Origin of the sequence: Paenibacillus xylanexedens, assembly GCF_007676705.1 — a bacterium.
Classification (GTDB): Bacteria; Bacillota; Bacilli; order Paenibacillales; family Paenibacillaceae; genus Paenibacillus; species Paenibacillus xylanexedens_C.
The window spans coordinates 1,708,088-1,721,231 of record NZ_VEBF01000002.1 but is presented as its reverse complement, the minus strand read 5'-3'; the positions used below and the strand labels follow the sequence as shown (position 1 = coordinate 1,721,231).

8 protein-coding genes are annotated in these 13,144 nt (G+C 47.0%); 7 read left to right on the top strand and 1 reads right to left on the bottom strand.

Annotated elements, in window-relative coordinates; all coding sequences use genetic code 11:
- Positions 1 to 117: 117 nt before the first annotated feature.
- Entirely contained in the window at positions 118 to 2,121 is a 2,004-nt protein-coding gene (locus FS628_RS17615) for an endonuclease MutS2 (protein ID WP_145323919.1), read from the bottom strand.
- A 511-nt stretch (positions 2,122 to 2,632) separates the two neighbouring features.
- On the opposite strand from FS628_RS17615, the gene FS628_RS17610 reads away from it, so the two are divergent.
- The 7 genes from FS628_RS17610 (at position 2,633) to FS628_RS17580 (ending at position 13,119) form a co-directional block, all read left to right on the top strand.
- The gene (locus tag FS628_RS17610; RefSeq protein WP_186327847.1) at positions 2,633 to 4,969 is read left to right on the top strand and encodes an AraC family transcriptional regulator; all 2,337 of its coding nucleotides are present in this window, start codon (positions 2,633 to 2,635) and stop codon (positions 4,967 to 4,969) included.
- A gap of 282 nt (positions 4,970 to 5,251) precedes the next feature.
- Positions 5,252 to 6,205, top strand: a complete 954-nt coding sequence (locus FS628_RS17605) for an ABC transporter permease (protein WP_145323915.1) — start codon at positions 5,252 to 5,254, stop codon at positions 6,203 to 6,205.
- Positions 6,206 to 6,250: 45 nt separating this feature from the next.
- The gene (locus FS628_RS17600; protein WP_145323913.1) at positions 6,251 to 7,123 is read left to right on the top strand and encodes a carbohydrate ABC transporter permease; all 873 of its coding nucleotides are present in this window, start codon (positions 6,251 to 6,253) and stop codon (positions 7,121 to 7,123) included.
- A 61-nt stretch (positions 7,124 to 7,184) separates the two neighbouring features.
- Positions 7,185 to 8,684: an extracellular solute-binding protein gene (locus FS628_RS17595; RefSeq protein WP_145323911.1), complete on the top strand. Its 1,500-nt coding sequence runs from the start codon at positions 7,185 to 7,187 to the stop codon at positions 8,682 to 8,684.
- Positions 8,685 to 8,708: 24 nt separating this feature from the next.
- The gene (locus tag FS628_RS17590) at positions 8,709 to 9,821 is read left to right on the top strand and encodes a glycoside hydrolase family 88/105 protein (RefSeq protein ID WP_145323909.1); all 1,113 of its coding nucleotides are present in this window, start codon (positions 8,709 to 8,711) and stop codon (positions 9,819 to 9,821) included.
- A 180-nt stretch (positions 9,822 to 10,001) separates the two neighbouring features.
- Positions 10,002 to 11,513 carry an extracellular solute-binding protein gene (locus FS628_RS17585; protein ID WP_145323907.1) on the top strand — a complete coding sequence of 504 codons (1,512 nt, stop codon included), beginning with the start codon at positions 10,002 to 10,004 and terminating at the stop codon, positions 11,511 to 11,513.
- A gap of 349 nt (positions 11,514 to 11,862) precedes the next feature.
- Positions 11,863 to 13,119, top strand: coding sequence for an S-layer homology domain-containing protein (locus FS628_RS17580; protein ID WP_145323905.1), 1,257 nt, complete (start codon positions 11,863 to 11,865; stop codon positions 13,117 to 13,119).
- Positions 13,120 to 13,144 lie beyond the last annotated feature (25 nt).

Sequence of the window (13,144 nt, the reverse complement as noted above, 5' to 3'; positions counted from 1 at the left end):
AGTTGAAGACGAACACACTGATCTCAGTATAACAGAACTGTGCTGGGGATTATGGAATTCACTGTGCTTAAATGTACATATGAATTCCATTTCACTATATCTGTTTTTTCCACTTGGCTATTCTTCAGGCGGTAATTCGATCTGTAGGCCTTCCACATGCTTGCGTCCCATTAGTTTACGCTTCTTGCGGTTTTCTTTTGTCTCAAACACGATGTCCAGATCGTAGTCGTCGCCCGGATAAAGTTCATCAGCAGATATATGCAGGGTCAGGCGTTTTTTATGGATTTTGACCTTGCGCCCTCTCAACATGACTCCGATATTTCCACGGCTATCCTCCACATCACAGACGATGCCCGACTGATTAAGATAGGCCGCATACACCCGATCCCCTTTGCGAAAAGGTTTGGCAGGGGCAGGAGAATCTGACGCTCTGGTTGTTGTCTTTTTGTGGAAACTGGCGGAATCCTTTGATTGGTTAGACGTATTCCGCTTGGACAACTCTGCTGGGTCGCTTGCTTCTGTAACGGGACGATCAGGCTTTAGGACCGGAGTTTCCAAAGGAGGTGACGTAAACACGAATGTACGATCTCTCGAGCTACTTTGATCCGACAGAGACTTGGAACGCTCGATAATACGCTGTGGCATGCCTAGCTTCAATGCAATGGAATAGGCGTAACTTTCGCCGGCTTCACCGATACGCAATCGATAAAGAGGCTGGAGAGATAAGGTATCAAATTCCATACGGGCATTTTCAAATCCTGGCGTGGCAGCTGCAAAATGTTTGATCTCACCGAAATGCGTTGTCGCTACAACGGTTGCTCCGCGGCTGTGAAGTTCCTCCAGCATGGCGATAGAAAGTCCAACACCTTCACCGGGATCTGTGCCGGAAGCCATCTCATCAATGAGCACCAGAGTCGAAGTATTGGCCTGTTCCAGTATGCCGATCATATTGCGAATGTGTGCAGAGAATGTACTGAGTGCTTGTTCCATACTCTGTCCGTCACCAATATCGACCGCTACCTCGTTATAAACAGCCATCTCGCCACCTTCCTCCACCGGAATAAGCAAACCGGATTGCATCATCAGGGTGAGCAAACCTAGCGTTTTGAGTGCGACCGTTTTACCACCGGTATTCGGGCCGGTAATAATGAGCGACGAGTACGTTCTGCCGATAGCAAAATCAAGTGGGACCATGGAAGAACCCATGAAGGGATGACGTGCACGTTGAAGGCTGATGTGGCCCTGTGTATTGACTCGAACGGTACGTCCGTCCATGGTGGCCGCATATTTTGCTTTGGCAAACAGGAAGTCCAACACGCCTACCGTTTCGGTATTCAGGGCGATTTCACGGCTGTACGATTCGGCCAGGGAGGTTAAATCACCGAGAATTCTCATCTCCTCTCGGGACTCCTCCGCTTGCAGAGCGGCCAACTCCATCTGCAGGCCCACTAACTCAACAGGTTCAATATATACGGTTTGCCCGCTCCCGGATTCATCCAGCACACTGCCTTTCACCTGTTTGCGGAACTCTTTCTTAATGGGCAGAACCGTTCTTCCTCCGCGTTGACTGATGACATGTTCCTGCATAATGGAGCGATGTTTGCTTACCAGAGAATCAAGCTTTCGTTTCATTCGCTCCTCATTTACGGTCATTTTTTTACGAATTCGAATCAGTTCCTTGCTTGCCTGATCCTGAATGCGTCCACTATGGATGCAACGCTCGATCTCACTCAGCAAAGGTTCGATCATAATCATGGATGCTGCATAACGACTGACGGTGGGAGCTGCCCCAGATTTACCCTCCATGTATTTCATAAGTTGCGCACAGCTCCGCAGGAACTGAGCGAGATGACTGAAGTCACGTTCACTGAATAGATAACCGGTACCGAGCAGATCCATAATGGTTTCCATTCCATCCAGTGAAGGGAGGGGGATACTGGCGCCAAAACGAATCAATGCAGCTGCTTCGGCAGTTTCCTCTAGGCGAATCTGAATCAGGTGAGCGTCAACCATTGGTTTCAGTTCTCTGGCATAACGCTTGCCCAGATAAGAAAGGGCGCAGTCTGCAACGTTTTTTTGAATTTGTGGATAGCCCAAACTGTGTAATGTGTTTTCATTCATGCGTAATCTCTCCTTGGATTTCAAATGGAATTTCAGTTAAAGCGGTACAACGTATTCCTGAAAACGCAAAAAGGGCAGAGAATGAACAAACGTCATTCTCCGCCCTAAACGTATGGGAAAGCAGAGTCCACTACAGGTCTATATTAAAAAATCCGCGCTGAACACAGCGCGGAAATAGACCCGGACAACTACAATCCCGGAGGCGATTTATGATATCCGCTGTTCTTAACTAAGTACAGGGATCTGGCGCATCATGAAATACACGTATGCCATAAGGGCACAAGCGCAATGAAAGGCCAAACTCCTGAATATGAAACTTGGTTAGTTAAGAACATTCACCGACATTAAAAATCTCTCCTTTGATTGAGGAATATGCAACCAATATAAACTGGAAATTGGTTTGAAGTCAACCTTAAGAATAAATGAGTGGACTTGAATAAGAATGGGTTTTAAAATAACAATAGTAAAATAATCCAATGAAAGCGATTTTATGAGAAGGAGGATGCTCTTCTTGCCTAAATATTTATTGCGTTTGCTTTGCTTTACCCTGATCCTCGGAGCCCTTCCGGTTATTGTTATTGGTTCCGTATCGTATACGATTGCTTCGCGTGACATTGAACAGAAAGTGCGTGAGAGTAATCTTCAGATATTGCATCAGACCCAAATGCGGGTAGAGCAAGTACTACGCAGTCTGCAATTGTCATCCATCCAGTATGTGAATTCGCCTTTGGTATTACAAGCGATGAAGAAACCACTGGACAGTAGCGAATTCCAGGAGATTCGTGATCTGACATCCGGCTTTAACAACTTGCAAGCGGTTACGAACATTGACCAAGCCTATCTGGTTAATCTGGACGAAGATTGGGTCGTGTCGATGCGTTCTTTTGGCAAATTGGATGATTTCAGTATACGAGACCGGATTGGTTCGTATCTCACCTATACCAACAGCTTGTTCTGGGTCACCCAGAATGCCAGTTCAGCCAAAGAAAGTGTACCCGTATCAGCTGGTATGGGTGAACTAACACCCGAACAGGCACCTACGCTTATATCATCTGATAATGTGGTCAGCATGGTATTCAAGATTCCGATGGTACCCACCAATGTGAAACCAAAAGGTTTTCTGGTTATCGATATTGCCGATACGGAGCTAAGTACATTTCTGAGTCGCAATCCGAATTCAGGTGACCTGTACGTCTTGGATAGGGATCAGAAATATTTTTTGAATGATACAAGGCAAGGTGCGAAATATGACGCTTTAAATAAGGAAATCCATGAGATTGTTCAGACGACGGGGGAGCCAGAGGGATTCTTCAGTGCAGAGGTGGAGGGTAACCAGGTAGCAGTCAGTTACAGGCAATCTCCGCTCAATGGTTGGTTGTACGTATCTGTCGTATCTCTAGGGCAGATCACGGCCCAGTCGCAGAAAATTGCCCTGGTTACCGGCGTTGCTACACTGGTGATGTTATGTGTAACGGGACTTGTCGCCATATACGGCAGTCGGCGGATGTATTCACCGATCTCGAGATTGCTGCAGTTTACAAAGGGACTGGATGCTCCAGTGGCTCCGTCAGGACGTCGTCAGGATGAATTTATCTATATCGAGGAACAGTTGTCAACGTTGTTCAGTTCAGAGAAAACGATGCGTGAGCAGATGAAGGGGCAGCATGTGCACCTCCAGGAGTTTTTTATGACCAAACTGTTAACAGGCAAAATCTCGGAAGAAGATTTCAGATATCAGGGAGAATTGTACGATTTTCCGACGGGGTGGGCCAGTCTTGGCGTGCTTATGCTCCAGATTGATACATTGGAAGGGACCAGATATGAGGAACAGGATCGGGACCTGCTGCTGTTTGCTGTCAACAATATGGTAGGTGAGCTTCTTCCTTCGTCAGTTCGGTTCACCCCCGTTATGCTGGATGATGCTCAGGTCACCGTACTTGCTTCCGAACTGACGGATGAGGTGAAGCTGAAGGAATGGATGCATACACAGGCAGACTGGATTCGGGAACGTGTCGTGACTTATCTGAATCTGCCTGTAAGCATCGGCATCAGTCGTTCATATTCCTGCATTGGAGATACCCCAAGAGCGGTTCAGGAGAGTCGAGAGGCTCTGCAAGGCCGGGTAAGTCTGGGCAGCCGTATAATTTTGCATTACGAGGATATTCAGCCGCGTGGTCAGATGGAGGCCGCATTGTATACCCAACTGCGCATGATTGAAGATCAGCTCGCTTCTGCCCTCAAGCAAGGAGATGAGGAGAAGACGGATGCGTACTTCAAGCAATATTTGGGGCTGCTTGCAGACAAGAAGCTTCATTTCAGTGAATACCCTGTCATTATGGTTCAGTTATTGTCTCGTGTATATCAGCTTGTGCAGGAGCAAGGTGGAGATGTGGCTGAAGTATTGGGTGAAAAAGCATCCATGGCACATTTGCTGAAGTTGTCCACGTTGGATGAAATGACCAATTGGTTCCGCAAGCGGCTGTTCCTGCCCGTCATCCGTTTCTGGCGAGAACAGGAAGAATCCCAATACATGAACATTGCAAGGCGCATGATTCGATTAATCGAGGAACGTTATGATCGTGAATTGTCGCTGGAGGCCTGTGCCGCAGAGCTTAATTTCCATCCTGTCTACCTAAGTCGGGTATTCAAGAAGGAAGCTGGAGTTAATTTTACTGAATATCTCGCAGAGTACCGTATGGAAAAAGCCAAAACATGGCTGCAAACGACGAATCTCAAAATATCGGAGATTGCCGAGAAATTAAACTATACCAATCCAACTGCATTTATCCGTACGTTTCGCAAAATCACAGGAACGACCCCCGGCAAATACCGGGAGCAGCAGCGATAAAACAAACCTGCTCTGCCTGCCATGGCAGGCAGGCTTTTTCATGTCCGGATGAAGGAAGCAGGCCGATTCAAACCATGGAGTTAAGACAGGAATATTGAGGTTGAAAGCAGTTCATTACGCCTTTTAATTCTGTGACAAAAATGGCCTGATCCCTTGCTACACAAGGGAAAACAAGAGGCTAAAAGGAGACGATAGCCAGTCATTGGTTTATCCGCCACAATGAAGACATGAATTCAGGAAGTGATATTTTGTAATCGTTTCCAATGTGGGGAGGAAGACAATATGAAAGCCGAAACGGCGGCTCGGACACGGCCCGCTACCCGCAGTGACAAAAACCTGCTGTGGAGGGACATTATCAAAAACCGGTGGCTGTATATCATGTTAATACCGGGTGTGCTTTACTTTGTTATCTTCAAATACATACCCATGTATGGCATCACAATGGCTTTTCAGGATTACACGCCTTACAAGGGCATCTTGGGGAGTGAGTGGGTAGGGTTCAAACATTTCCAGCGTTTCTTCGGAGAACCGCAGTTCTGGACATTATTTCGAAATACGTTTTTGCTTGCCATTTATAACATTGTGTTCTTTTTCCCACTGCCGATTGTATTGGCCCTCATGATGAATGAGGTTCGGCGTGAACGCTTCAAACGATTTGTACAAACGCTAGTCTATGTTCCACACTTTGTATCCTGGGTTGTTGTTGTCGGTGTGTTCTACATGTTGTTTACAACCGAGGGCGGCGCCATTAACGAATTGCTCTATAACCTGACGGGGCAAAAGGTGGCTTTCTTGCTTGAACCGGGATGGTTCCGAACCATGATTGTCGGACAATCCATCTGGAAAGAGGTCGGTTGGGGCACGATTATCTTCCTGGCGGCACTTTCGGGTGTAGATACACAACTCTACGAAGCTGCACGGATTGATGGTGCCAACCGCTGGCGTCAAACCTGGCATATTACGTTGCCTGCCATTCGCAGTACAATCGTCATTTTGCTCATTCTGCGTCTGGGCAATTTCCTGGATACAGGCTTTGAACAGATCTTCCTGATGCTGACTCCGACGAACCGGGATGTGGGCGAGGTATTCGATACCTACGTGTACACGAAGGGTCTTACTCAGGCACAGTACAGTTATAGTGCTGCTGTCGGGTTGTTCAAATCGGTTGTCGGGCTGGCGCTTGTTCTTGGTGCCAATACGATGGCCAAAAAATTCGGGGAGGAAGGCGTCTACTAACCTTTGGGAGCAGACGTTCTTCACCAGACAGGAGTGAACATTAAAATGCAACAGGATAAAACGTGGGGCAACCGGATCTTTGATTTTATCAATCATGGCTTGCTGCTGTTGATTGGAATCGTGACGGTCATTCCGTTCATTTATATTTTGGCGGTTTCGTTTACCAGTCCGCATGAAGTGGCTAAGGGAGGATTCATTCTTTTTCCTAAAGAGTTCTCGCTGGCTGCGTATCGTTACATTTTCTCGACAGATACCTTGATTCGCAGTCTGGGCGTATCGATCTATATTACGGTGATTGGTACCTTCATTAACCTGCTGTTTACGTCACTTATGGCGTATCCGCTCTCCAGAAGATATTTGCGTGGACGCCAGCCCATTTTGCTGGGTGTATTGTTCACGATGCTCTTCAGTGGCGGGATGATTCCAACCTACTTTGTCGTGAAATCCTTGCACCTGACGGATACGTTGTGGTCACTGATGTTACCTACCGCTATTAGTGCATTTAACTTGATCGTACTCAAAAACTTCTTCCAGGCCATTCCCGATGAATTGGAGGATGCAGCCAAAATTGATGGATGTAACGATGTCAGCGTATTGTTCCGGATTGTATTACCGTTGTCCATGCCAGCGATGGCGACATTTTCACTCTTTTATGCGGTGGCCCACTGGAACAGTTTCTTCAGCGCTGTTATCTATATCAACGATAGTGAGAAGTGGCCTGTCCAGGTCTGGCTGCGTGAGATTGTCATTCTGGCACAGAGCCGAATCGGAGACACGAGTATTGAAGAGACCGAGATCCAGCCGCTTACCATTCGCATGGCGGTCATCGTATTCTCCACGATCCCGATTATGCTGGTGTACCCATTCCTGCAAAAGCACTTTGCCAAAGGAGTGATGCTGGGTTCGGTGAAAGGTTGAGTCGGCAGATGGTTCAAAGTCAGTTCAGTATGACTGCATAAAAAAGGGAGGTTTTCATGTTATGAAAGCAACAAAAAAGAAAGCCGTAGCTGTCTTGAGCACACTGGCACTGGTGACAGGTTTGCTGGCAGGATGCGGATCAGATGAGGGTCAGGCTGCCGAGGGCGGCGTACAAAATGTGTCCATAGCCATTGCACAGGTGGGTGATGTGCCAAGCAAAGGCAATGAAGTTCAGCAGAAGATTGAAGCGTATACCAATACCAAACTGGATATCCAGTGGATTCCGGCTTCGGCCTACAATGACAAAATTAACGTGATGATCGCTTCAAGCGATATGCCGAAAATTGTGAAGGTGCAATATAATCCAACGGTGACCAGCGCAATGCGTAATGACGTGTTCTGGGAAGTGGGGCCTTTGCTGAAAGATTACAAAAATCTTTCGGCACAGAACGAGCGTTTCTTTGACAACATCAAGGTCGAGGGCAAAATCTATGGGGTTCCCGTATTCTCGGATATTGCGCGGGCTACAGTGATCTATCGCAAGGACTGGTTCGAGAAGCTGAATCTGAAGGTGCCAACGACACCGGATGAATGGTATGAAACGATCAAAACACTGGCAACCTCCGATCCGGATGGAGATGGTCAGGATAATACGTTTGGACTGATGCTTTTCAAAAAATACAATGAGGACCAATATTCCTTCACGACTCGCCTTGGCGTAAGTTTTGGTGCACCTAACAAATGGAAGGTCGAGGATGATGGCAGCTTCACGCCGGAATTCATGACACCGGAATATATGCAGGTGCTGGATCTGCTGAAACGTTTGTACGATGAGAAACTGCTGAACCAGGACTTTGCCGTATTCGACTCTACAGAAGCGGAGAAAAAGTATGATTCTGGTGTTGTCGGTATACGTGTTGGTGTTGCTCAGAACGGAAAAAGTCAGCAAGAGCGTCTGTCCAAAAACAATCCGGATGGTGTGGTAGACATCGCTGGTTTGCTTGGACCGAACGGAGATCGTGTTGCAGGACAGACGGGTAACTCCGGAATTCTGGCATTCCCTAAATCGACGGTGAAATCGGAAGAAGAACTCAAGAATCTGCTCTCTTTCCTGGATAAACTGATGGACCCTGAGATGGCTACTCTGTTGATGCGTGGTATGGAAGATAAACATTACACCAAAGTGGGCGAAGATCAGGTGGAGATGAGTGACTTCGATGCATTCCAGCGTGAAGTGAAGCCTTACCGTGATAACCTTCCTTATGTGGAAGGATATAACGTACCGAAATTGAAGGATACTGAACTGGGTGAAAAAGGTACGGCACTTGCTAAGGAACTGGCGGAGCACGCTGTGCCAAACCCTGCGCTGACGTTATATTCTCCAACGTATGGTGACCGTGGGGCGGATCTGGATCAGATGATTGCCGATGCGCAGACCAAATACATCATGGGCAAAATCGATCAAAGTGGCTGGGAAAAGGAAATCGAGAATTGGGGCAATGCTGGTGGAAACAAGATTCGTGAGGAATATGCCGAAGATTACAAAAAACAGGCTCAATAAAGAGCCGGAAGCGGAGGCTTGATCATGAAGGAAACATTACAATTCACATCGGTGCGCATGGCACAGCAGTTCATGGAAAGTTATCGCAACCATGAGTTGTACTCCACTTGGCATTATGAGAACGGCTGCTTCCTGAAAGCACTGGAGGAGCTGTACACGCACACAGGGGAGCAGAAGTATTTTGACTACATCCGTGAGCTGATGGATCATTTTGTTCAGGAAGATGGCTCCATTCGCTCCTATACGGTTGAGGAATATAATCTGGATCAGATTAATCAGGGGAAGTCGCTATTCCTATTGCTCGAGAAAACAGGGGAAGAGAAATACCGCAAAGCTGCGGAGTTGCTTATCACTCAGCTTAAGGGACAGCCACACACGAGTGAAGGCGGGTTCTGGCACAAGAAGATTTACCCCTTCCAGATGTGGCTGGATGGGTTGTACATGGCGACTCCGTACCTGACCCAGTATGGCGCAGTGACAGGAGAAGAGAAGTGGTTCGACAAGGCTGCCCTGCAGCTCTTGCTGGTGGAACAGCGCACGCGTGATCCGCGTAGCGGTCTCTTGTACCATGCCTGGGATGAGAGCAAAGAGCAACGCTGGAGTTCCGGAGAAACGGGATGTTCTCCACATGTGTGGAGCCGGGCAATGGGCTGGTATGTGATGGCGGTTGTGGACACATTGGATTACCTTCCGGTAGATCATCCGCAGCGCGGACAAATTGTGGGCATCTTCGAACGGGTGGCGAATGCGCTTGTACATGTGCAGGATCAACAGACTGGACTATGGCCACATCTGTTAGATCAGCCGGGACGTGAGCGGAACTATCTGGAAGCTTCCGGTACTTCAATGTTTGTCTATGCATTGGCCAAAGGTGTGCGTAAAGGATATCTGAGTGGCAAGTTCAAAGCGGTAGCGGAAAAAGGATATCAGGGCCTGCTGCAGAATCTGCTGCAAACGGATCGTGAAGGCGTACTGTCCCTGACGCAGTGTAACGGCGGAGCCGGCCTCGGAGGAAGCCCGTATCGTGATGGGTCATACGAGTATTATGTTACCGAGTCCATTCGGATCAATGATCCGAAATCGGTTGCTCCGTTCATTTTGGCAGGAGTGGAGATTGAACTTTACAAGTCCAACTAACATGTACACGAGAACGGAGAGGGCAGAAATAACTTGAGGAAGCGAAGCGTTCGCCTTTATCCCCGGATTGTCCCCTTTTTTAGAAGGGAATCAAAAAATCTGGGGATAACAGCGGTCGGAAGGTTGTTCTGTCATCGGAGTGATCTGTGTACATAACCTCATCCAAAGGAGAGATGGTTCATGAGTCCAAAAGGTCCAATGTCCCGTTTAGGCGGAATCGTTGTAATTGGTGCAATGTCCGCTGGGCTGCTTGCAGGTTGCGGGGGAGAGAAAGCACCTGCTGCAGGGGAAGGTAAACTTCCCATTTCCATCTCTTTAATGCAGGTAGGTGATATACCCGCCAAGGAGAACGGGATTGAACAGAAGATTGAAGAATACACGAATACGGATGTCAACGTACAGTGGATTCCACAGTCTGCTTTTGATGATAAAGTGAACGTTATGGTTGCTTCAGGCGAGATGCCTACCATTATGCGTGTGAATTATGTGCCGACAACGTTTAATGCTGCCAAAACGGGACTGTTCTGGGAACTGGGGCCGTACCTGAAGGATTATAAGAACCTGTCTGCCCAATCCGAGGCTTATTTTAACAATATCAAAATTGAAGGTAAGGTCTACGGCATTCCCAACTTCAGGGATATTGGACGAACCGCTATTGTATATCGTAAGGACTGGTTTGATACATTAAAGGTGGATATACCCAAAACGCTGGATGATTGGTATGAAGTGATGCGCTCCATACGCAAGAACGATCCGGACGGGAATGGCAAAGAGGATACGTATGGTGCATTGTTATTCAAAAAATATAACGAAGGTGTTTCTTCCCCTCTGACTCGGATCGCTGTAAGTATCGGTGGTGTTAATAAATGGGGAGTGGACGATGCCGGGAAATTGACCCCGGAGTTCCTGACCACTGAATATGTGGATACGATGAAGCTCTTCAAGCGTCTGTTTAGCGAGGGACTGATTAACAGTGATTTCCCAGCTCTTGATCCTTCCGATGCGGACAAAAAAATGGATTCCGGCTTGGTTGGCATGAAGCTTAACGGTGTGGCTCAGAACGGAAAGTCGTCTCAGCAGCGGCTTACACCTAACGCTCCAGATGGAGAGATTGACGTGGCTCCGTTCCAGGGAACCGATGGCATTCGAATCGCCGGGGAACCGGGGAACTACGGAATGTTGGTCATCCCGAAGGCGTCCGTACCGGACGAGGAGCAATTGAAGCAGGTTCTCACATTCCTGGATCAGTTAATGGATGAGGAATTGAGTACGTTGCAGCTCCGTGGATTGCTTGATGTGCACTACACCAAGACTGCGGATGGCAAAACCGAACTTAAGGATTTTGACGCCTATCAGCGTGAAGTGAAGCCATATCGTGATAACCTGTTAAGTATCGAAGGGTATAACGTAGCTGAACTGGTCGATGTTCCGATCGGCATGAAAGGAACGAAAATGGCACGTGAGAATGAGCAGTACGCCATTGCCAATCCGGCACTCACGTTGTCTTCGGCAATCTATACCGAGCGTGGTCAGGAGCTGGATCAGATGATATGGGATGCGCAGACCAAGTACATTATGGGTAAAATCGATGATGATGGTTGGGAGCAGGAAATCGCAAGCTGGAGAAAAGCCGGTGGTGATCAATTGATCACGGAACTGGAAGCATCCTACAAGGAGCTCAACGGAAAATAAAGAGCTCTCGAGTAAAAAAGTGGTTGATTAAATGGAATGATATGGTTTATTCTAGGAGTAGATTTATTTCTCCAATATCATAAGAAAGACCACACCCTTAAAGCATAAGGCTATGAATCTGCGGATTCATGGCCTTTTTTTGTGTTCTAAGCGAATGAAGTGGGTCTATGGAAGGAGGGACGCATGCCTTAAAGTAATGGGGAAGGACGAAAATTAATACCAATAACCTAGTACAACATGGTAGAATATTGATTATTATGGCAAATTTAGGTTTTTGTTATGAAGAGAAGTAATGTAGGCTGACCAAGCAAAGCACCCCCATACTAAGGTACATAGGAGCGTGAGTAGATTGAAGAAGCAGATCAAAGGACACGAGAAGAAGAAAAAAAGGAACGCTTGGATCATCGGGTTGTTGACAACTGCATTGGCAGGAACAATATTACCTGTTGGTCCGGTACATTTGACGTCAACAGCGAGTGCTGCATCGGGGACGAGTGACACTGCCCTTAGCAAGTTCAAGGATATTAAAGGCCACTGGGCTCAAGCAACGATTGCCAAAGCTTATGAAAAAAAATTAATCTCCGGTTACCAGGACGGAACGTTTCGTCCCAATGGCAAAATCACGCGTGGGGAATATGCAACCATACTTGCCCGTGCGACTGGACTGGAGAAGGTAGAGGGGCAGAATCCCTTTGCTGATCTCAAGGGACATTGGTCTGAAGCGGCGGTTAGCCAGCTTGTAGGACAAGGATTCATTAACACTAGCGATTACGCCAAAGGGTTCAATCCGAATGCGGAGCTAACGCGTTACGAGATGATGAAATGGATTGCCAATGGACTGATCAAGTCCGGAACCAGCTTCCAGGATGCTTTTAATGATACAAAAAATACGCTGCTTCCCACACCGGAAGTGAACCGGGGTACCATTCGTGCCGAGCAGATTCCGTATCTTGCTCTCGTTCGGGGGACAGGCATTGTCGGTGGATTTCAGGATGGCACATTGAAACCTGCAGATTCCACCACTCGTGCAGAAGTGTCAGCCATTTTGCTACGTTATATGGACGTGGAGGGCACGGATGCCGGGAAGTATAGTGACCTGAATGAGATGAGAGAGGTCGGCACGACAGGGACGAATTTAACGACGATTAGTAATTATAAATATAGTTCAGGTTCGGTCATGATATCTGATTTATCGAAAGGGAATATCAATTTAAGTAATAAATCGGGTGTATTAAAAATTCATCGTTTTATCGTTGTAGACGCTACTCAAAATAAGCCGAAGGGTATTTACGCGAAGCTTTTTCTTCCGGATAAGTACGCAAGTGGCTCCTATAGAACTTTTGCAGATGTGTCATTTACATCTAACTTAGAAACCTCGAATTTAATTACATTTAACCAGGGGCTTTCGGATTCGTTAATACAATTCAATCGTCTTGATTTAGACTTGGCTAAGAAACAAAGTAATGTGACAATTCCTATGGACTCAGGCGAGCTTATAAAAAAAGGATTACAGAAAAGATTTTGGACTACATCGACTTTAAGGAATAAATCTTGGTCTTATTTTTTGAAATCAGATACAGAAGGAGAATTTAAAATTCAAAAGTAGCCTTATCAGGATGGTGAGCAAGTTG

Bases quoted from the DNA above. Each gene is read 5' to 3' on its own strand.
- FS628_RS17595 (WP_145323911.1), top strand. From the start codon at position 7,185: ATGAAAGCAACAAAAAAGAAAGCCGTAGCTGTCTTGAGCACACTGGCA.
- FS628_RS17600 (WP_145323913.1), top strand. From the start codon at position 6,251: ATGCAACAGGATAAAACGTGGGGCAACCGGATCTTTGATTTTATCAAT.
- FS628_RS17590 (WP_145323909.1), top strand. From the start codon at position 8,709: ATGAAGGAAACATTACAATTCACATCGGTGCGCATGGCACAGCAGTTC.
- FS628_RS17605 (WP_145323915.1), top strand. From the start codon at position 5,252: ATGAAAGCCGAAACGGCGGCTCGGACACGGCCCGCTACCCGCAGTGAC.
- FS628_RS17585 (WP_145323907.1), top strand. From the start codon at position 10,002: ATGAGTCCAAAAGGTCCAATGTCCCGTTTAGGCGGAATCGTTGTAATT.
- FS628_RS17615 (WP_145323919.1), bottom strand. From the start codon at position 2,121: ATGAATGAAAACACATTACACAGTTTGGGCTATCCACAAATTCAAAAA.